The 21,046-nt window shown below is 40.1% G+C and carries 22 protein-coding genes and 3 pseudogenes; 13 read left to right on the top strand and 12 right to left on the bottom strand.

All coding sequences use genetic code 11. The features are described 5' to 3' along the window. The first annotated feature begins 6 nt into the window (after positions 1-6). Positions 7-174 (top strand): helix-turn-helix domain-containing protein, encoded by a 168-nt coding sequence (locus tag F981_RS24305; protein ID WP_228129056.1) that lies wholly within the window; start codon positions 7-9, stop codon positions 172-174. 33 nt (positions 175-207) lie between these two features. Here F981_RS24305 and F981_RS23035 read toward each other — a convergent pair. The 5 genes and pseudogenes from F981_RS23035 to F981_RS23015 form a co-directional block, all read right to left on the bottom strand. Beyond that, a pseudogene (locus tag F981_RS23035) lies at positions 208-399 on the bottom strand (Y-family DNA polymerase); the annotation flags it as partial. Between the two features lie 14 nt (positions 400-413). Then, positions 414-1,040, bottom strand: a complete 627-nt coding sequence (locus tag F981_RS23030; RefSeq protein WP_000038641.1) for a LexA family protein — start codon at positions 1,038-1,040, stop codon at positions 414-416. A 111-nt stretch (positions 1,041-1,151) separates the two neighbouring features. Beyond that, positions 1,152-1,793, bottom strand: coding sequence for an SOS response-associated peptidase (locus tag F981_RS23025; RefSeq protein WP_002046584.1), 642 nt, complete (start codon positions 1,791-1,793; stop codon positions 1,152-1,154). 246 nt (positions 1,794-2,039) lie between these two features. After that, positions 2,040-3,146 (bottom strand): ImmA/IrrE family metallo-endopeptidase, encoded by a 1,107-nt coding sequence (locus tag F981_RS23020; RefSeq protein ID WP_000482094.1) that lies wholly within the window; start codon positions 3,144-3,146, stop codon positions 2,040-2,042. Between the two features lie 12 nt (positions 3,147-3,158). Continuing rightward, the gene (locus F981_RS23015; protein ID WP_001052588.1) at positions 3,159-3,869 is read right to left on the bottom strand and encodes a hypothetical protein; all 711 of its coding nucleotides are present in this window, start codon (positions 3,867-3,869) and stop codon (positions 3,159-3,161) included. An 857-nt stretch (positions 3,870-4,726) separates the two neighbouring features. Here F981_RS23015 and F981_RS23010 point away from each other — a divergent pair. The 3 genes from F981_RS23010 to F981_RS23000 all read left to right on the top strand — a co-directional run bounded on the left by F981_RS23010 (position 4,727) and on the right by F981_RS23000 (position 7,288). After that, on the top strand, positions 4,727-5,440 hold the full coding sequence (locus F981_RS23010) for a phosphoribosyltransferase (RefSeq protein WP_001986287.1): 714 nt from the start codon (positions 4,727-4,729) through the stop codon (positions 5,438-5,440). Positions 5,441-5,833: 393 nt separating this feature from the next. After that, positions 5,834-7,033 (top strand): tyrosine-type recombinase/integrase, encoded by a 1,200-nt coding sequence (locus tag F981_RS23005; RefSeq protein WP_000059658.1) that lies wholly within the window; start codon positions 5,834-5,836, stop codon positions 7,031-7,033. Positions 7,034-7,066: 33 nt separating this feature from the next. Beyond that, entirely contained in the window at positions 7,067-7,288 is a 222-nt protein-coding gene (locus tag F981_RS23000; protein ID WP_001986288.1) for a hypothetical protein, read from the top strand. A 252-nt stretch (positions 7,289-7,540) separates the two neighbouring features. Here the strand turns inward: F981_RS23000 and F981_RS22995 are convergent, their stop codons facing one another. Continuing rightward, positions 7,541-7,792 carry a hypothetical protein gene (locus F981_RS22995; protein ID WP_004658363.1) on the bottom strand — a complete coding sequence of 84 codons (252 nt, stop codon included), beginning with the start codon at positions 7,790-7,792 and terminating at the stop codon, positions 7,541-7,543. Between the two features lie 194 nt (positions 7,793-7,986). Between F981_RS22995 and F981_RS22990 the strand changes: the two genes are divergently transcribed. Together F981_RS22990 and F981_RS23590 are read left to right on the top strand one after the other, a co-directional pair. Then, entirely contained in the window at positions 7,987-8,208 is a 222-nt protein-coding gene (locus F981_RS22990; protein ID WP_004658364.1) for a helix-turn-helix domain-containing protein, read from the top strand. Between the two features lie 251 nt (positions 8,209-8,459). Beyond that, positions 8,460-9,113: pseudogene (locus F981_RS23590) on the top strand (IS5 family transposase). Positions 9,114-9,358: 245 nt separating this feature from the next. On the opposite strand, the gene cadR reads toward F981_RS23590, so the two are convergent. Beyond that, the gene (gene cadR / locus F981_RS22980; RefSeq protein ID WP_004726831.1) at positions 9,359-9,766 is read right to left on the bottom strand and encodes a Cd(II)/Pb(II)-responsive transcriptional regulator; all 408 of its coding nucleotides are present in this window, start codon (positions 9,764-9,766) and stop codon (positions 9,359-9,361) included. A gap of 95 nt (positions 9,767-9,861) precedes the next feature. On the opposite strand from cadR, the gene F981_RS22975 reads away from it, so the two are divergent. From F981_RS22975 to acbD, 7 genes and pseudogenes are all read left to right on the top strand, one after another. After that, positions 9,862-10,758: a cation efflux transmembrane domain-containing protein gene (locus F981_RS22975; protein WP_004726829.1), complete on the top strand. Its 897-nt coding sequence runs from the start codon at positions 9,862-9,864 to the stop codon at positions 10,756-10,758. A gap of 57 nt (positions 10,759-10,815) precedes the next feature. After that, positions 10,816-11,274 carry a signal peptidase II gene (gene lspA, locus F981_RS22970; RefSeq protein WP_228129055.1) on the top strand — a complete coding sequence of 153 codons (459 nt, stop codon included), beginning with the start codon at positions 10,816-10,818 and terminating at the stop codon, positions 11,272-11,274. Between the two features lie 21 nt (positions 11,275-11,295). Next, positions 11,296-12,585, top strand: a complete 1,290-nt coding sequence (locus F981_RS22965; protein WP_000137810.1) for an ISL3-like element ISPpu12 family transposase — start codon at positions 11,296-11,298, stop codon at positions 12,583-12,585. A gap of 405 nt (positions 12,586-12,990) precedes the next feature. After that, a complete protein-coding gene (gene acbA, locus F981_RS22960; protein WP_004726824.1) occupies positions 12,991-14,775 on the top strand; it encodes an acinetoferrin biosynthesis protein AcbA in 1,785 nt (594 codons plus the stop codon). Next, entirely contained in the window at positions 14,768-16,249 is a 1,482-nt protein-coding gene (acbB, locus tag F981_RS22955) for an acinetoferrin biosynthesis monooxygenase AcbB (protein ID WP_004726821.1), read from the top strand. The genes acbA and acbB overlap by 8 nt, the downstream gene beginning before the upstream one ends. Then, a complete protein-coding gene (gene acbC / locus F981_RS22950; protein ID WP_004726820.1) occupies positions 16,246-18,063 on the top strand; it encodes an acinetoferrin biosynthesis protein AcbC in 1,818 nt (605 codons plus the stop codon). The genes acbB and acbC overlap by 4 nt, the downstream gene beginning before the upstream one ends. 27 nt (positions 18,064-18,090) lie before the next feature. Beyond that, positions 18,091-18,327, top strand: a pseudogene (acbD, locus tag F981_RS23580) (acinetoferrin biosynthesis acetyltransferase AcbD); the annotation flags it as partial. 24 nt (positions 18,328-18,351) lie between these two features. Here the strand turns inward: acbD and F981_RS22945 are convergent. From F981_RS22945 to F981_RS22925, 5 genes are all read right to left on the bottom strand, one after another. Continuing rightward, entirely contained in the window at positions 18,352-18,645 is a 294-nt protein-coding gene (locus F981_RS22945) for a type II toxin-antitoxin system RelE family toxin (RefSeq protein WP_000221358.1), read from the bottom strand. Continuing rightward, positions 18,635-18,880 (bottom strand): type II toxin-antitoxin system RelB/DinJ family antitoxin, encoded by a 246-nt coding sequence (locus F981_RS22940; RefSeq protein WP_000246755.1) that lies wholly within the window; start codon positions 18,878-18,880, stop codon positions 18,635-18,637. The genes F981_RS22945 and F981_RS22940 overlap by 11 nt, the downstream gene beginning before the upstream one ends. A gap of 101 nt (positions 18,881-18,981) precedes the next feature. Beyond that, on the bottom strand, positions 18,982-19,353 hold the full coding sequence (locus F981_RS22935; protein ID WP_004726814.1) for a hypothetical protein: 372 nt from the start codon (positions 19,351-19,353) through the stop codon (positions 18,982-18,984). Positions 19,354-19,577: 224 nt separating this feature from the next. After that, positions 19,578-19,814 carry a hypothetical protein gene (locus F981_RS22930; RefSeq protein WP_005237451.1) on the bottom strand — a complete coding sequence of 79 codons (237 nt, stop codon included), beginning with the start codon at positions 19,812-19,814 and terminating at the stop codon, positions 19,578-19,580. Between the two features lie 39 nt (positions 19,815-19,853). Beyond that, positions 19,854-20,786, bottom strand: coding sequence for an IS5 family transposase (locus F981_RS22925; protein ID WP_004726810.1), 933 nt, complete (start codon positions 20,784-20,786; stop codon positions 19,854-19,856). Positions 20,787-21,046: the final 260 nt, after the last annotated feature.

The following is a 21,046-nucleotide window of genomic DNA, read 5'->3' as shown; positions in this document are numbered from 1 at the left end:
GGCGTTGTGTTTGGTCGTCGTCCTGGTCAACGTACCAAGTCAGATCGTCTGGCACCTAAAGTGTTGGAGTTGGTGTCTGCTGGACACTCTTATCGACAAGTCGGTCGGCTGGTCAATCTAAGCAAAAATACCGTGTTGGATATCGTTAAAAGAAGTCGGAGTGAAAATCCTTAGCGTGCTATATTTTCCGTTTCCTGAGACGACCCCAATTTGGAATACAGGAACACCCATCTTGATGCCTAAGTCTTTCGCTTCCTGGCTTCTGGCCACGGCACAGCCGTCATTGTTGCTGAGCACAATGGTTGGGCGATCATTCAAGGCAGGATTAAACACACGCTCACACGAGACGTAGCAATTATTCACGTCGACTAACGCGAATATTTCATTTTCACTTTGCATGGTTATTCTTCTTTTTATGAGCGGTGATAAATACGCTTTAAATTAAAAGTCACCACACCCCAGATTGATATGGTCTGACTATCATCAGGAATGATGTGATTGTAATTCGAATTTTCAGCCTTCAACCAAAGTTCTGGAAGCGGATAATCTTCATCTCCAAATATTTCTTTGATTTCAGACTTGGACATCTTATTGGTGATCATCAGCCGCTTAATGGTCGAGGCATTGTCATCAATCAGGGCAACCACGATATCGTAATGCTTGGCTTCAATACTGCGATCAATAATGATTGGATCATTAATCTCTAGGCCAGCATCGAGCATGGATTCACTGTCTACATAGGCAATAAAAGTAGAAATAGGGTTGTGAATCAGGAACTCATTCAGATCGAGTGCTTTGTCTTGCTCATCCTTGGTGCTGAAGGCCGGACCTGCAGGAATACGCTCTAAAGAGACGGGAATAGATACTTTGGATTTGGGTAGGACAGCAGTAAGCCCTAATTTTTCAACAAGCTCATTTTGAACAGCAATTTGTTCAAGCACGGTGTTGATGGTAGGACTTGGTTTACCCTCTGGACCCATGAGCTCTTGTAAAGATGACCATGCGTCGTCAGAGAAGTAAATAGGCAACTTCTTAGACATGAGATACTCCTACGCTACGAGGCGTGTTTGGAAGTAGAATTTGTTTAAATAGGATATTACTAACAGCGTTTAAAATTCAAATTTAAAAAGTTGTGGATAAACAAGGATGCGTCAGAATAAGACGTTTTGTTTCTGCTCATCGCGTGGAAATGTGACGAATTCATCGGGCATTTGAAAGAAATATTCATGCGCATGTTCATGATCGGCTGTTAGCCAGTCTTTTCTGTACTGTTCTGGAATAACGATGATGGATCGCTTCTCATCCTTCGGTGCATGGAATTGTTTCATAAAAGGGTGATGGTCCGAATTGATGGTCAACATTGAAAAGGAACGTACCTTATTGCCATTAATCACTGCATCATCATAGATCCCTGCAACAGTAAAAGGCTGATCATCTTTACGCTTGATGGTGTACCAGTGTGGCTTGCCATTGATGTATTTCGGCTCATAAAATTCTTGTACTGGGACTAGGCAGAACTTGCTGTACTTCCAAGCATGTCGAAAGCTAGGCTTATCTGCTACAGACTCAGTTCTGGCGTTATAAGTATGACTGCTGAACTTCAATTCTTTCGCCCAGCTCGGTAGTAATCCAAACTTTGCAATATCAAGCTCTAAGTGATCTGAGCCGTTCAGAATGATTGGAGCATGATAGGAAGGGAATACATGATCCTTAAGCTCAAGATCAAACTGGCTTGTATCGACACCTAAGAGTGTCAAATTTCTTTTATTTGGAAATAGGTAATTTGAGCACATAGCCTGATCACATAACTAAAGAATTTATCTGAAATTGTATACGATGCTTTATGGAACACATGGGATTTATGGTGTCAGTTCAAGTAGGTTATATGAAAAAAGTCATGATGGGGCAAGTTACATTTTCAGTTAAAGTATGACTTATGGGATGCAAAACTACGTTGGGCGTGAAGTCATAAAAAAATTAATCAGGATTTTGCATAAATAGTGCGCCGTAAGGCGCATTATTTTTAAGGAAGGTTTGTATTACTCGACAATATATAACTTATGTTTTTTCTTCGGGGGCTCAACTTTAGCTAAAGCATCAAATGTTAATTGATTAAAATCTTCTTCAGAGATTCCAATTTCATCAAGCATTTTATTTTTATCAAAAGATGGTTGTGAGGCTAAAACAGAGATAATTTTGGGCAACATCAAACTCTCATCTCGATGAGTTTCTTCAGGTTCATTAATGTTGTAGCCCAACGAATTGATCTTTATAGAGTTACTACGATTAACCCAATCACTAACTAATCCCAGCTTGTGAGCTTTATAGTTAATAGCCTTCAGGGATGTTCGCCAAATCTTTTTATACTCAATCATATTTTCTAGTGAAAAATAGCGTGGAGCAGTAGAAAGAAATGCATCTGTTGGCATTAAAAATTCAGATGAAAATTGATCCGCTTCAGTTTCGAGAACACGATTATCTTTCTCGACACGAATTTTTTTGTTATGCGTATGCATAACGATATGACCAAGTTCGTGTGCACAATCGAAGCGGGCTCTTTCGGCAGACTTAAATGTATTTAGAAATATGAAAGGGCTACCACTTTCATCATCAAAAAAAGATAGTGCATCAATTTCTCGAATTTCAGTCGGTAATCTAAAGACACGGATTCCCTTTAGCTCACACAACGAAACAATGTTATTAATCGGTTGATTACCTAAAGCCCATAAACCTCTCAACTCTGACGCTAGGTGATCGGCATACTTAGATTCACCCAAAAACTCAGTAATATCTAAATCAGGACGGTGAAAAGTAGGTAACTTTACTTTCTGATTTAAGTACTTGTTAATATTTATTGCTAAAAGAGTATATGCCTCATTAGCTTTTCTATGCTGTGCTTTAATACGAGCAACCGATCTATAGAAGATTTGGTCTGTTTCATGTGGTTGTGTGTCATTACCTGCAAAGAATGACTTGGGTAAATTTAATACACGGCATATATCATCTTGATCATTTTCATTGATTTCTTTATCCACGTCTAAAAGTTGCTTTACCTTAGAGATAGAGCAACTCAATTTTTCTGCGAAATCGGTATTGCTAAGTCCTCGTAATTCTTTAGCAATACGTAAACGATCTTTATTAAACACATTAACCTCAGATTAAACTACAAGCTGAATATCAAAATCATCTGGTTTAATTTCATTAGATGGTTCCAATACTGGCTTAGGATCAGTTTTTACAGGAACTGTATTATCTATTTCAAATGCAATTCTGCAAGTATGGTCACTTGGTAAAATTGAAATTTTTTTCGCTTTTAAGTCCTGTACGAAGCTAGTTGGGTATGCAAATTCAAAAGGAATATTTGGGATATCAATGTCTTTATAGGCTGGATGTGATGCTGAAGGAAAGTATAAAATCCATGTTCTCAATTTTGTCTCATCATCATAAGCAGACTGATTCTCCTTAATATTATTTAATGTCATTAATCCTTTTTCACAGTGTGCTGATACAACTTGATCAGCTAACCCCAATGCAATATTCCCGCTCATAAAGATAATTTGTATTTTCTTTACTGTATTCTCAATTCTTGGCTGGCTGTCATTGTGGAATATCCAAGCAGGATCAGATTGTCGAAGCAGTAAAGCAATCTGTTCTCCAATTTTTCCCCATCGTGCAATAAAGCGTGCACGGTTATAGTGAGTATTTGTTCTATAGTCAGCATCACCGATCATAATTGCGTTTCTGACTAACTCGAGATCAGGTAATCCTAACTGTTTAGCTTTTTTGATAGCATTTTCACCTTTGAAAAAATCACATGGCGTGGGTTCAGAAGGTTGGATTGATTCTTCATCAAGGAGATTTAAATTCATCTTAAAAGTTATCCTAAAGTAGCGAATGTCTTTTTTATAACATCTTTTGATGTTTTAAAAAAGACATTTTTATAAATGTGTGCTATCTTCACTTACAACTTGATAATAAGAATTTTGGAGAAGAGACGTTGAGTAACTTATTCATTAATCATAAAAATTGTCCTGAATGCGGTGGCCGTATCAAAGGCTATTATTACTACTGTGGGCAGTGTGGTAGTCAAAATGTTGTAAACTGGAAGCACACGGGGATATTTTTGTTGATTGCTGGAAAGATTTTTCTGGTTGCTATGCTTTTTTTGCTAAAAAATTTTGTTCAAATCCATTTTTTTCACAAGTTTCATTGTGCTAATTTTTTAAATAATTCATAGAGGTTGATAGTAAAATGAAAGTTAAAGATTTAATTAAATAATTAGAAGAGTTTGATCTGGAATTAGATGTTTTAATTGCTAATGAAGAGAACAAAATCATTGGCATAAAAACCCTAGCCCGATTCTTTGAAATAAGCTATGTTTCTTTTGTTCATCCAGAGACACAAAGAAATGATATGGAAAGAAATGTTGAATTTACCTTTTTAGGAATGTCGACTAAAGACTCTAGAGTTATTGTTTTTATTGACGTTGTTCCATAATTTTCAAGTAGTCAAAATGAGTATACAATATTCATGTGATGCAAGAAGATACAACTGGATAGGATGGGCCCATAAGTATTTGAAGCTGCCTCGTGTATGATCATGGGGACTGTCCAAACAAACGGCTTTTGAGAGTGCTGCCTGATACGAAAAATAATATCCAAGAGATGCTAGCGGTAAATTTAGTGTAAAATTTAATGCTAGCCATCATTAAAACTTATTTAAAAATATGAAGTTATATCGCACAGATTGGAATATGTTTCCTAAAACGGTTATTGACCGTGGTCTTGGAGATGCAACCTCTCATTACATGTATGAAGCTGCTAAAGCAGGGGATGTTGAAAGTGCGTATATTTTAGCTAAAGATTTAGTTTCGGATGAGGCGATTGCTGAACTAGAAAGAATTATCGATGGTCGGGAAACTATTATAGTACCTGTACATGCTGAGGAAGCAGTCGGTCGTAATATGATTCCTTTAGCTACTTCAGCAGTTATAGCAAAGAAACTTGGGCTTGAAGTTGATACGAATATAGTTCAAGCTATAAAAGTATCAAGAACTGGCGGTGATGGGTGGCATAGATTAGCCAACCCACCAGCATTTGATGGGACAATAAACAATGATAAATGTGTTATTATTGTTGATGATACCCAGACCCAAGGTGGTACTTTTGCAGCATTAAAAGGTCATATTGAAACAACTGGGACGAATAAAGTTATTGGAGCATATGCACTGACGGGTAAACAATACTCATCACAATTAGCTCTAAGTAAAGAAACTCTTCAGCAATTGAGGGATGTATATGGTAATCTTGAAGCATGGTGGAAATCGATTTACGGGTACGATTTCGAAAGGCTCACAGAGTGGGAAGCAAAGTATATCCTCAACTCTCGTAAAACAGCTGACGAAGTCCGAGATAGAATCATTGCGTCAAAACAAACGTGATGCTTATGCACTTATGATGAAAATGAATTAATTATTATTTAATTAAGTTAAAAGACTGCTATATAGCGGTCTTTTTTGTTTTTGAGCTCTACAAATTTTAATGAGTACATATAGTTACTTTTATAAAAATGATAATAAAGGGTAGAGGAGGTCATCTAAGAATTTAAAGCACAAGACTTATTTAACATTGATGACAGAAAAAGTGAGTTGTTGGGAACTTAAAGAAGAGGTGGTACTTATAATGGTTACTAAAATACAAATACTTAAAATATTAAATATATAAAACAATATATTACAAATATATATGATGCGTAGTGTACGCATCATATATATTTTCTTCTATTTTGATATAATGGATCTCGTCAATCCGCTGATAGGTTTCATTTAAATTTCATGAGTCTTACTGAAATTAAAGTTCGCCAAGCTCATTGCAAGGAAAAAACTTGTTTTTTATCCGATGAAGATGGACTTAGCCTGAAGATTGAGCCGACTGGAAGAAAATCTTGGTGCTATCGCTATACAGATCCACAAACAAAAAAACGTCGCCGCATTCAGTTGGGGCTTTATCCTGATTTATCGCTGAAAAAGGCACGACAAGTCAAAGATGACTTTAAAGACAATAATTATTGTTTTGAGCATGATACTGTCTCTAATGTCATCACCTTTCGTAAGGTAGGGGAGGAGTGGCTGCAGTTCAAACTGAAAAATGCATTTAATGATTCACCCCGCTGCGGTGTACTACAGTTAGCAGAAAGATGTTTACAGCAAGATATTTATCCAGACCTTCAGGATTTACCTTTTCAAAACATCAAGCGTTATGACCTGGTTTCAGTAATCAAAAAAATAGAGGGACGCCAAGTAAAAGAACCTGTCAAGAAAGCTTGTAGTTATTTGAACCAAATTTATGACTACGCTGTAGCGATGGGTTATTGTGAATTCAACATCGCGCATGGTTTAAATAAAATCGCCATTAACAGTAAAATCAAGAAGAATTATCCGTATTTGAAAGCGGAGGATATATCAGATTTTAAGAAAAATTTATTAAAATTGGATGCCCATCCGATTATTAAAAAAGCACTGCTGTTCAAATTACATACTGGCGTGCGAGGGGCTGAATTGTTATTGGCTGAGCCTCATCATTTTGATTTAAATGAAAAAATCTGGAAAATACCTGCCTTGCATATTAAACAGTTTCGACGAAAAGTCATATTAGGCCATGAGATTCCCGACTTCTTAGTTCCACTTTCAGATCAGGCTTTAGATATTTTAAAAGACGTCATGCAATGGTCATACGGTGAAAAGTACATTTTTGCTAGCCCACGGAAACATAATCAACCGATTCATTTTAATACATTAAATATGGCTATACGTAAGATGGGCTATGGAAAACATCAATTATCCTCTCATGGACTACGTTCCACTTTTAGTACCATTTTGAATGACTCAGGTTTGTTCCAGGATAACTGGATTGAGGCACAACTTTCACATATTGATAAGAACCGTACCCGTGCCAGCTATAATCACGCTGACTATTTAGCCCAGCGGACTGAAATGATGCAGTGGTGGGGTGATTATTTAAGTACTGCTAAGTGAAAATCGTACTTTTATACATAGACTTAAAACATTATGGGGTTTCAAATGGATAGTAAACAATATACTTGCCGTGTTACATGGTCAGCAGAATATAATGAGTATGTTGGGTTGTGTGCTGAGTTTCCATCATTGTCTTGGCTTGATGCGGATCAGTCTAAAGCATTCTCAGGAATAGAGGAGCTCGTTGCTGATGTTGTCGCTGATATGATTAGCAATAATGAAAAAGTTCCTACACCACTCTCCGGGAAAATATAGTAGGCAGTTTGTTGTCCTTGTTCTCAGTGGTTCAACAAAAACTAGCCCTCGAAGCCGCAGAACGTGGCGTGGACATAAATTGTTTAGTATCAGTAAAAAGAGCGATGTAATTTTAGTACGAGTGAGTGATAGAGCAGGAACCTATGCTTCATATATTCAGTAAATGGTATGTTTTTGAATTAATAGGTATTTTTAAATAAAGCTTTCTTTGATTTAGTGCTTTTTATTTAATAAATTAATTTTAAAAACAACTTAGGCTAATTGATAAACACTATCTGGAAAGATTAAAAGAAAATATTTTTTAATTTCTGCTAATTCATTTAAGGCAGGTTCCCTTTCAAGCAGTTGAAATGTCCAAATAAGTACAGCCTGATGATTATCATAGCAAGTATTTACTCCAAGAAAATTAGCCATTCCATAACTTCTATTGATGTTCATTTCTTTAATTAATTGATTTCCTAAGTCACGAGCTTGCTGGCTGATCAATAACTCATTTGGTAACACGGCGGTCATCTCCACAAAATAATCTAATGCAGGTTCAATCCTTATATTTAAAAAGTTATAATTTAGTTGAAATGGATAAAATATACTTTCTATAAGTTGTAATAACCTGCTGTAGGTTAATTTTAGCAAAGTATTACTCAGTCAACAACTTCAAATAACCCACAGCAAGTTATTTTTTGTAAATTAATTTAAATATGATTACTTGTAAGTTATCTAGCCTCATGGGCGATAGAAAAATTTTAAAATTAAGTGAAGTGGTGCATGCAACAGGTATCAATCGCAACACGCTCACAAGTATGTATTATGACCGTGCTGTACGTATTGAATTACCAGTCGCCGATAAGTTGTGTAAGTACTTTAACTGTACGATGAATGATTTGTTTGAGTTTAAGGAAGAAGTTGAAGAAAAAGATTAACTTAATACTTCGTTTGATAAGTTTTTCGAAGAAAAAGACTAGCCAATACTTAGTTTGATAAGTTTTTCTCTGCAGATCTAATATTGAATTTTATAAAATATCATTACAAACAGATACTAATTTCATTACTTCTAAAATGAAATCAATCGAATGGTAGAGTTTTTTTGCTATTTGCATTTTAAGGTGGGATTTTGAGGCCTTGTTGCGCAAACCTACCGATAAGGTCTTATACAGCAATAGCCTACACCTAAATTTATCGTACACCGAATTGGTCATCCTACAATCATGCTTTGATCAATCATGGTAATTTTACAATTTGGTTTGATACTAAGATTCAATGATATTCGCAGTCACAAGGAAAACATGGTCGAAATCAAACTTATTCTGACATAGCCATTCAGTGCTATCTCATGATTAAATCCTTATTTCGTCTTTCTGTATGCATGGTGACTGGCTTTGTCCAAAGCTTGATTAAACTTTGCGGATTAGATTGGACAGCTCTGGATTATTCAACCATTCGCAGAAGACAAAAGCATATTGATATTCAAATTAGCTATGAAAAGAGTTGCAATGGACTGCATCTACTCGTTGATTCCACGGATTTGAAGTTCTTAGGTGAAGGTGAATGGAAACGTAAAAAGCATTAGCCGAAATATCGTCGCCAATGGCGTAAACTTCATATTGGTATAGATACTAAAACCCTGCTAGGTAGAACACTATGGAAAAAATGGTCAGGCTATCATCGCCGAAGTTTGGTCGAAACAAAGATGCACTGCATCAAATTATTAGGCGATAAATTAATGGCAAGAAGCTTTCCTAGTCAGATGAGTGAAATTCATGCTCGCGTAGCAGTCCTCAACAGATTTATGGAATTAGGCCGACCTAATACCCGAGTTGTAACTTAAATTTGAGTTGCTTAGGAAAACTCAATCTTTAAAGGCTTTATGCAACAAAGAACTTCGAAATTGATTTATGGATTATGAGCACCCTAAGGGCTTATAATTCAAAATATTTTCAATTATGGGGTGGTGAATTTTGGATAAGGTGAAAGCAAAAAAAATAGGGTAAGCGGATTAAATGGTTGATCTTACCTTTGCATGAGAGTGAGGCAAACCGGCATCTCATCGGATTATCTGGTTGGCACTCCAACCTACTGCTGATGCATGCTTCCCTCGCTAATTCCAGCAAGAACCCCACACGCCTTAACTTCCCGGTCATCGTTGCAACGCGCTCTTAGTGAAACGAGTTGTTTCTCAAGCGCCTGTAGAGCGGTTATCTGCGAGCGCACATGAGAGATGTGATCATCGAGCAAGGCATTGACAGCGGTACAGGACTGATAAGGGTCGTCCTGATAGCGCTTTAGTTCGTGAATTTCTGCCAGTGACAGATCCAGGATGCGGCAGCGACGAATAAAGGCCAGCCGCTCAACGTGTTTCTCGGTATAGACACGGTAACCGTTCTCCTGCCGACCAGGCGGCGGCAACAAGCCCTGCCGTTCGTAGAAGCGGATCGTCTGTGTATCTACCCCTACTGACTGTGCCAACTGACCAATACGCATCGGGTTCCTCCGCAACGGATTCTCTACGCTATTGACATTATAGCTACTATATAGTTTTAAATGAAAACCCGATCACATTCAAGTGGAGTCATATCATGAGTAAAAACTGCGGAGGCCCCTGTGGCGACCATGCAAGGCCTGCGGCGGATACCGATATGCAGGCCTCCTCCGATGCGTCGGGGGAATGGGTCAGTGTTTATGCCGTGCCGAAGATGGACTGTCCATCAGAAGAGCGCATGATTCGCCTGGCCCTGAACGGCGTTGAGGGGATTCGGGCACTGTCCTTCGACTTGTCGAACCGCCGGTTGAAGGTCGTGCATGACGGTGAGGTCGAGCCCGTCACCTCGAAACTGAAGACCTTGGGGCTAGGCGCCTCGCTTCAGGAAACCGTCGCTGCAAATCCGGAGACCATCAAGGCCGCCGAGTTTTCGGCAGCTTCTGCTAAGCAAGAATCCGGGACCCTGCGCTGGTTGCTCGGCATCAATGTACTTCTGTTCGTGGTGGAAATGACTGCCGGTCTGATCGCCCGGTCCACCGGCCTGATTGGAGAATCCCTGGACAATTTTGCCGATGCGGCGGTGTACGGGCTTGCCCTTTATGCGGTTGGACATAGCGTGAAAATGCAGGTACGTGCCGCGCATCTTGCTGGTGTACTGCAACTGATCTTGGCTGTGGGCGTACTCATAGAGGTGGTGAGACGCTTTGTATTCGGTAGTGAGCCTGAATCGCTGGTGATGATGGCTATCGCATTCGTCGCATTGATTGCCAATACCAGTTGTCTGCTGCTCATATCCAAACATCGGGAGGGCGGGGCGCACATGAAGGCAAGCTGGATATTCTCGGCCAACGACGTGGTGATCAACCTGGGGGTCATCACCGCCGGCGCTCTGGTCGCGTGGACCGGGTCCAATTATCCGGATCTGATTATCGGCACCATCGCGGGGGTAATTGTACTTAACGGTGCTAGACGCATTCTGGCGCTCAAGGATTAAGCAATGTCCATTTTTGGCAAACATCTGTCACCGTACGCTCTGTTGTCCATATCGGGCCTGCTGGCAGCGTCTGATCAGGCCATAAAATGGCTGGTGCAACAATCAATGGCATATGGCGAGTCTATTTCAGTGACCTCATTCTTTAACTGGGTACACGTATGGAATACCGGTGCCGCATTCAGTCTTTTTGCGAATGGTGGAGGCTGGCAGCGCTACTTTTTTATCGGAATCGCGGTAGTGGTCTCGATTTTTCTGATCAAGCTGATCCTTGAAAATCGTCATAAAGGAGAAGCCATCGCTTACAGTCTTATCCTCGGTGGCGCCATGGGCAACCTGATTGACCGGGTCTTTCGCGGCTATGTTGTGGATTCCTTTGATTTCTATTGGCGAGACTGGCATTGGCCGGCCTTCAACCTGGCTGATATTGCAATTGTCCTCGGTGCCTTACTTTTAGTTTCCAGCAGCTTGTTGGGTAAAAAAGCAAACACCAATGCCGAGTCGGATGGATCTGACTGACACCTACGCCTATACAACACCATGACCGAACTTCCCGACAACATCCTTCACCTGCCGCAATACCAAGTACTGGGCTGCAAATCAACCGACGACGAAATGCACTTCCAGGTGGACGTGCCCGATCCCATCGCCTGCGAGGAATGCGGCGTGCAGGGTGAGTTCGTACGGTTCGGCAAGCGTGACGTTCCCTATCGTGATCTGCCCATCCACGGCAAGCGGGTCACTCTCTGGGTGGTCCGCCGCCGATACACCTGCCGGGCCTGCAAGACAACATTCAGGCCCCAGCTACCGGAGATGGTGGACGGATTCCGTATGACACTGCGGCTGCATGAGTACGTGGAGAAGGAATCCTTCAACCACCCCTACACCTTTGTGGCGGCACAGACCGGCCTGGACGAGAAGACGGTGCGCGACATCTTCAACGCCCGCGCCGAGTTGCTGGGGCGCTGGCACCGCTTCGAGACGCCCCGCATCCTGGGCATTGACGAGCTATACCTGAACAAGCGCTACCGCTGCATTCTGACCAACATTGAGGAGCGAACCCTGCTCGACCTGCTGGCCACCCGCCGCCAGGACGTGGTGACCAACTACCTGATGAAGCTGAAAGACCGGCAGAAGGTCGAGATCGTCAGCATGGACATGTGGAACCCCTACCGGGCAGCGGTCAAGGCTGTGCTGCCCCAGGCCCGTATCGTGGTCGATAAGTTCCATGTGGTGCGCATGGCCAACGATGCCCTAGAGAGAGTGCGCAAGGACCTCAGAAAGGAGCTGAAACCGTCCCAGAGCCGGACTCTCAAGGGAGACCGGAAAATCCTGCTGAAACGCGCTCACGAAGTCTCAGACCGGGAGCGCCTCATCATGGAGACCTGGACAGGCGCGTTCCCGCAACTGCTGGCCGCCTACGAGCACAAGGAGCGCTTCTACGGCATCTGGGACGCCACCACACGGCTCCAGGCAGAAGCCGCTCTGGACGAGTGGATAGCCACCATCCCGAAGGGCCAAAAGGAAGTCTGGAGCGATCTGGTCAGGGCAGTGGGAAACTGGCGCGAAGAGACCATGACCTACTTCGAGACGGACATGCCCGTCACCAACGCTTACACGGAGTCCATCAACCGACTGGCCAAGGACAAGAACCGTGAAGGGCGCGGTTACTCCTTCGAGGTGATGCGGGCACGAATGCTCTACACCACGAAGCACAAGAAGAAGGCACCGACTGCGAAGGTCTCTCCTTTCTACAAGAAAACCATCGGTTACGGACTGCCGGACTTCGCAGAGGAACTCAACTACGGAGTCGATCTATCAACCATCTGAGGGTGGTATCAGATTGATGGGGTGAAGGTGCCCCATCAACCATTAAATCCGTATACCCCATTTTTTGACATATTAGATTTTTGATGTGGGGAAATATTACATTTGAGACTATTTAAAAATTTTATACATCTATAAAAACTATTGATGGCTACAAGCTGATCATTTTATTTAATGAGAATTATTATTATCTTTTTGTATCTTTACTGAGCAATATTCCTTGTTAAACAAAATAAATTCAATGATTTAGTGTTGTTTTTCTAGGTTCTTTTATAGAATTGAAATAGTAAATGATAATAATTATCATTAGTTCTATTTTAACTACAAACTCCCTTGTACTTAAGATGTGTTTCAGGCCTAAAACATTTCGAAAAACAAATTAACTCTTTTGAAAGAGGATATCGACAGATGCATTCACTTGCTAATCGGTTGGCGTTACAACATTTCGTCAATGCATATACGCAAGAAACTGGCAAAGGTCACTTGCTTCATAAAAGTCAGCAATCTCTTCAACTACAGACGTTTAGCCAAGGTTTGACGCTGTTATCAATACCGATTACCTCTATTCAAGCACGTTGCTTTTTCCCTTTATCTTATGTGAGCTGTGTGGGGCGACATCGCTTAGCAGATCTTCCGCAAATTATCATCGATGAAAAAATTAAGGTATTTAGTCCTGTAGCAATTGTTGGGTTGTTGCTAGAAGAACTTGTTCAAGAAGCCGCTGTTCATCTAGATGCTGCTTCATTAGTTGAAAAATGGATTCAAAGTCGAGATGCGCTACAACAGTTTTTACAAAATCGTGAATATGAATTTGATGATTTAGTAAAAGCAGGGCAAAGCTTTATTGAAACAGAGCAAGCTTTGATTTTAGGGCATAGTATGCATCCCGCGCCAAAAAGTAGGACAGGCTTTGTTCATGAAGATTGGTTAAACTTTTCTCCTGAAAATAAAGGTAAGACTCAACTTCATTATTGGCTAGTGCACCAAGATTATATTGCAGAAGGTAGTGCGACTGATGAACCTATTTCAGCGCAATTAAAAACTGCGTTACAGTGGTATTTATCTGAAAGTGATCTCAATTTATTAAAGACACATGCGGAATATAAGTTACTTCCTTTACATCCATGGCAAGCGCGTTATTTACAGGGCAAAGCTTGGTTTGAACGATTAAAGCAAACAGGGCAACTGATTGATTTGGGCTTGCGTGGTTGGCAATTCTCTCCAACCACTTCCATACGCACATTAGCGAGCTTCAATGCACCTTGGATGATGAAGCCGTCACTTTCAGTGATGATTACCAATTCTATTCGAGTGAATTTGGCCAAAGAATGTCATCGTGGTGAATTGACACATCGTCTGTGGCATAGTGAGTTTGGGCAAAATATTCTTAAACAGTGTCCAAGTCTAAAAGCAGTCAATGATCCAGCTTGGATCGCTTTAAAAATCGATGATGAAGTGATCAATGAAAGTATTTGTATTTTCCGAGATCAACCATTCCATCCACAACAACAAGTCACTTGTATCGCATCTTTGTGCCAAGATCATCCGATCAAGCCTTTAAATCGTTTTAATGCCTTATTTGCAAAAATTGCGAAAGCCCATCCTGATGCTGAAGTTTCAGAGATTGCTTCAGATTGGTTTAATCGGTTCCTCGAAGTCAGTTTGCAACCGTTGATGTATGTCTATCATCGCCATGGCATGGCATTTGAATCACATCAGCAGAATGTACTGTTAGAACTAGAGAATCATTTCCCCAAAACCTTATGGCTACGTGATAACCAAGGTTTTTATTATATCGAAGAGTGTGCAACTGAAATTCTGCAAGCGCTGCCTGAGCTGAAAGAAAAAGCGTTTGCCGTCGGGCCTAAAGATTTCGTGGATGAACGTTTTAGTTATTATTTCTTTGGCAATACCTTGTTTGGCATTATCAATGCGATTGGCGCAACAGGCTATATTACTGAAGATGAATTACTTGGGCATCTAACAAGTTTCTTGCAAGAGCAATTGCAGCAATATCCAGACAGTAGCTTATTACAGGGATTATTGTTCAATGCAACCTTGCCTTATAAAGGTAATTTGCTCACACGTTTACATGAATTAGATGAGCTGATTGCGCCTGTAGAAAACCAATCTGTCTATGTCGAACTGCTAAATCCGCTGCGTATTTCACAAAAGGATGTCAGTTATGCTTGATTTTATTGGAATTGGTTTAGGGCCATTTAATCTGAGTCTGGCCAGCCTGCTGCATAATAAAAGCACACTTAACTATGCAATTTTCGAACAGAAAGCTCAGTTTGACTGGCATGCAGGGATGCAGTTACCCAATACGGTATTGCAAGTGCCGTTTATGGCAGATCTGGTCTCAATGGTTGATCCAACCAGCCCATTTAGCTTTTTGAATTATCTGCGTCATCAGCAACGTTTGTATAAGTTTTACTTTTTAGAGCAGCCACATATTCCACGTTGTGAATACAACCACTATTGCCAATGGGTTGCAGAACAACTTGATTGTATCGAATACCAGTCGCAGGTTCTAAAGATTGAACCTCAAACGATAGGTTTTAAAGTAGTCGTTGAATCAAACGGTGTTCAGCAAAGTTATTTATGCCGTCATTTAGTGATTGGAAGTGGTAATGTGCCATATTTGCCTGAATGTTTGGCAAAGATTCAGAAAGTCCGTCCACAACAATGTCTGCATTCAGCACAGTATATGACGCATGCCGATACAGATTTACATGGCGATGTGGTCGTACTTGGTTCTGGACAATCTGCAGCTGAAGTGTTTATCGACTTATTTGATGAACAGCAAGATACTGTTAATCATCAGTTTGATTTGCATTGGTTTACTCGTTCTCAAGGTTTCTTCCCGATGGAGTATGCGCCATTAGGTTTGGAACATTTTAGTCCAGATTATGCTCAACATTTTTATGATTTGACTGCGCAGCAGAAGGAACAGCAGTTAAAGCAACAAGCCTTGTTATACAAGGGGATTAGTGCAAAAACCATTCGGGAAATTTATCAAAGGCTTTATCACCGTAGCATTGCAGGTCAAAGCATACAGACACATTTGCACAGTCAATGTGATTTGAAAGATGCGGAAGTATTGGATACACAAAAAATCCGACTACATTTCCAACATCGTGCCACGACACAGGCTTTCCACTTAGATTGTGATTTCCTGGTTGCTGCAACGGGTTATTTTACCCCTGATTTTGGTTTTATGCAGTTGCTCAAGCCATACATCGAGTTTGATCATAAACAGCGTTGGCAGATTACAGACGACTATCGTGTTGTACATCGGCTGAATGGTCATATTTTTGTTCAAAATCAGGAAATGCATAGTCATGGTGTCGGCACACCTGATTTAGGTCTTGGTGCTTATCGTGCAGCAAAGATCATTAATCAATTGCTTGCTGAGCCTCTTTATGAATTAGGCAATCAAGCGCAGACATTCCAACACTTTAATCTCTCTCAAAATCCAAAAATTTGTATGGCAGATGACAAAGCACAATCAAACGAGTGCCTTTGCGAAAATTCTCCCAATAAAAACCATTCAATTTTCAAGAAAACAGAACAGAACGTGATGACGGCGCATCCTAATCGTCGTGGTGCAAACACACATACACAAACTGCTTCTGTACATTCAACATATGAGAAACTGATATGAACTTTGCAACTTTAAAAATTAATCAGCAGCAATGGCGTGCCGCAGGACAACGTCTTATTGAAATGGCGATTGCAGAGTTTCTATACGAAGAAATTATTGAAGTTAAAGCATTGTCAGCAGGGCGTTATCGTTTAGATTTAGGCAATCGTCAGTATGAGTTTCAAGGAAATCAATATCTACTCGGACACTGGAATATTCAGGAAGCTTCGGTACGTGATGTGACTCATAGTCAGGAAAATGATCAACCTGCTTGGAACTTACATGAGTTTATTGTCGCAATGTCTGACAGTTCTAATGTTAAGCCATTTACCAAAGCGTATTTGATCAAAGAAATGAATAATACTTGGCTGGCAGAAGCACATTTGTTCAATGAAACACGTTTGCCAAGTATAGCGGTTTTGACAGAGCCACATTACAAAGTTGAAGGCATGCTACGTGGTCATCCTTGGCTCATCATGAGTAAAGGGCGTATGGGTTTTGGTTATGATGATTATTTAAGCGCTGCACCAGAGCTTTCACCTGAAGTTAAAGTGTTGTGGTTAGCCGTACATCGTGATTTAGCAGAGTATCGAAGTACTGAAGATTGGAGTGCCTGCGGTTTATATCAACATGAATTTGATGCCAATGAACTACAGCAGTTCATCAATATTCTCCAAGAAAAAAACCTAGATCCACAAAATTACTTTTTGATTCCCTTACATGCTTGGCAATGGCATCAATGGCTTGTTCCGACTTATGCCAATGAGATTGTGGATCAGAAAATTATTGAGTTAAATATCAGCCAAGATAGCTATGTGCCGATGCAATCAATCCGCACATTATGCAATACGTCAAACCTACAACGCCATTACATTAAGTTGCCTGTCAGTATTTTTAATACCGCTGTTTATCGTGGATTACCCTCAAAGCGTAATCTAGCAGCTCCAGCAGTGACCGCATGGTTAAAAAGAATTCATCAACAAGATCAAGACTTACAAAATACAGGTGTGATTTTCTTAGGTGAAGTTGCGACTTTAACTATCCATCAGCCGTGTTTTGACCGCATTGACGGTGCACCGTATCAATTTAAAGAGCTGTTCGGTTGTTTATGGCGTGAAAGTGTTGATCGTTATGTTGATCCATCTCATCAAGTGTTATCTCAAGCAGCATTGTTACACCGTGATATTTCAGGTCAATCGATCCTGAGCGTGTTGATCCAAGCATCAGGTTTAAGTCCTTTGGATTGGTTAGCACAATTTGCTCAAGTAAGCATGAGTCCATTATTACTTTGCTTATATCGTTATGGTTTAGCATTTTCACCACACGGTGAGAACACAATGTTGGTACATGAAAATGGTGTGCCGAAAGCCATGGTATTAAAAGATTTCATTGATGACATCAATTTAGTGGATGAGGATTTTCCTGAGTTAGCTCAGTTACCATCTGAAGCAGATTTATTACTCCGTCATGAAGCGACTGATCTAAGCCATTTTATTTTCACAGGTCTGTTCATGGTGCATTACCGCTATATCTGTAATGTGTTCTTGCAAGACTATCCTGAATATTCTGAGCTTGATTTCTGGCAGACCATTTCCAACACGATTGTTGAATTTAACCAAAAACACCCAGAACTGGCTGAACGTGCTGATAAATTCGCCATGCTGCGTCCAAGTTACACCAAAATTTGTTTAAACCGTGTACGTCTATTTACCACAAGTTATAACGATGAAGCAGAACGTCCTGTTCCTGTCTTCCTTGATCCTATTGCAAATCCAGTTAGCCCAGAAACATTGAAAACATGGGCAGAACAACCTCGCCAAGCAAAAGCGGGCTAATTTTATTCGTCATTTTATAGGTTCGATATGAAAACAATCTCTCAGCAATTACCAGATTATTTTGAATACTTTGAAGATGGTACACAGTACTACTTACGCCAAGTGCAATATCCTCAGGATATTCCTTTATTACATCAATGGATGCATGAGCCACATGTAATTCCTCAGTGGCAGTTAAATAAATCGGAACTAGAGTTACAAGTTTACTTCGACAAAATGTTAGCAGATGACCATCACCGCTTATTAATCGTCGGAATTGATGGCAATGGGAGCTATAAGCTCCCATTTTTAGTCTTTAATTCGCTTTTTCGCTTCGTCATAAACTATGCTATCAGCTCGTTTTCCGACGGTAATGAGCAGGATAACTACCTGATCATCTTTAACTTGATAGACAAGTCGGACACCAGCTTTTAATAATTTGATTTTATAGCAACCTGCAAGATCGCCTCTAAGCATATTCTTTGGAATATGTGGCTGCTCTATGACTTTGGCTAGTTTCTTTTTAAATTGATCTCGTATAGCAACAGGGAGTTTTTCCCATTCTGCTGTAAAGTCCTTGTGACGTAAAAGCTTATAAGTCATCTAATGTGACTTCCTCAAACATCTCTTTAGGATCATTAATGCGCTTACGGACAAGAGCTAATAATTCTTCATCTTCTTCCGAAAGCAAAGCTTTTTTGACAGGTAGTTTTCCAGTCGTAGCAACATACTCAAGAATACTAGTGAAGAAATCAGTAGGTGCAATACCTTGCTCTTTAAGGATTGAATAAGATTTTTCTTTAAGGGCTTCATCGATCCTGAAGTTAACAGTAGCCATCATATTTCCCAAGTATTTAATGTACTAGGAATATTGTAATGCAAATTGCATTACAAGTCGACTTCGCATAACAACCATTATGTTAAATAGGGCTTTTAAAATTATTCTTCAATAGAGTTTCCATCAAGGTCATATAGCTTTACTTCTCTTGCACCAGTATTAAGAAATAACTCCTTAAAAGCTCGTATTTCAATCTTAGTTAAATTACCTTGTATCGGCTCCATTATTTGGACAATCGTAATAGGAGCTGTAAACTTGAAAAAAGATAAACCGTTAGAATGGTGTCTCATTAAAGCTTTTAATGTTGTTGTAGCGCTTTCAAAATCTGCCAAAATCATTCTTGGGTGATCATAAGGTGATTTAGGAATTTCAGTTGCTTTGACTGTGCCATTCTCTGCCATCAAACTTATACGGTTTTTATAAAAATGTATCCATATTGCTTTAGGATATTTTTTTAAATCGTCTCTTATCATTTTAGTTCTTAACTTGGATGTTCATTTAATTATAAATATATATTTTTTTTAATTTCAATTGGATAATTCTTAATTTATTCTAAAATTAACATAATACAGCTTATACGAAATTATTTTAATTTTTCATTTAAAATCAATCATATAATTACACAACAAAAAGCCCGATCACACTAGATTGGGCTTTTTACGTGAACAGTCATGTTCCATGCCTGTATGGATAGTCACTACATTTCCAGGCGTTCAAGTTTCTTAATGATTTCAGCTTTCGCTTTATCCAATAACTCTGGATTCGTTTTAAATGATAGTAATTCTTTAGGCTTATTCCCGAGAAAATACGCTATTCGCTCCGCATTGGCTCCCGAAGGATGGGGTAAACCACTTAAAACCTGATTACTATTGAGGATACCGTCCTGAATCAGCATTTCAAATACCTGACATACTTTCGGCCGGCTTTGTTGCATAAAGGTTTGAAAGGCTGATTTCCCTTAAGCTACTCAAATTTAAGAGACAACTTGGGTATGAGGGCGCTCTAATTCTGTGAATTTATTCAAAACTGCCATGCGTGCATGGATCTCATTCACCTGACTTGGAAAACTCCGCGCTGTTAATTTATCGCCTAATAATTTGATGCAATGCATCTTGGTTTCAACCAAACTTCGACGGTGATAACCAGACCACTTTTTCCAAAGCGATCTGCCTAGCCGTTTGACTGTCTTTAATAATTCATTCCGCTCTATAGACCTCGCTTGCTGATCCTTCCAAGGCTTTGCATTCTTTCTAGGTGGAATGATCGCATGTGCATCTCGATCTAAAATGACTTGTCGGCAGTGCTTTGTGTCATAAGCACCATCTGTATAAACAGAATCAATTGGTTCATCCAAGGGAATTTGAGCAAGTAAATCTTCGAGTACTTGAGAATCACTGACATTATTTATGGTGAGTTGTACTGCACGTATTTGCAGGGTTTTAGCATCCATAGCAATGTGAAGCTTACGCCATTGGCGACGATATTCAGCCCCATGTTTCTTGCGTTTCCATTCACCTTCACCAAGAAACTTCAAACCAGTAGAGTCTACGAGTAGATGCAGTCCATCACTACTTTTTTGATAGCTAATCGCAATATCAATATGCTTTTGTCTACGACAAAGGGTGGAATAATCCGGAGCTGTCCAATCTAATCCGGAGAGTTTAATCAGACTTTGAACAAAACCTGTGACCATACGTAAAGAGAGTCGGAATAGTAATTTGATCATTGAGCAGCATTGAATCGCTGTATCGGAGTAGGTTTGATTTCGACCTTGCTTGCCTTGTGATTGTGCATACCACTGAGTCTTTGGATCAAACCAAATGGAAATATTACCTCGGTTAATTAAGGCTCGGTTATAGGATGACCAATTGGTTGTACGGTAGATTTTAGAGGCAGGCTTATTCATTTTGAAATTATATTGCTGAATAAGCTTTTGATGCTAGGTTTGTGCAACACAGCCCTTCTCAATTAAGACCTAGTCATAAGTTCATAACTTATGTAACTTTATAATTTCATCTTGCTGGCTAATTAATCCAGATCAGTTCTTCGTACTAGTGGAACATGTAATTTTAGTGCTGCACTTCCATATATGGACAAATCCCTGACAAGCATTACCGGGAGAGGTTTCGATCGCATCACTCTCCTCAGGATTACATAAGATTGTAA

The organism is Acinetobacter guillouiae CIP 63.46 (assembly GCF_000368145.1).
Taxonomy (GTDB): Bacteria; Pseudomonadota; Gammaproteobacteria; order Pseudomonadales; family Moraxellaceae; genus Acinetobacter; species Acinetobacter guillouiae.
Note: the sequence above shows the minus strand (reverse complement) of the source record. Positions and strands in the feature narration are given on the sequence as shown.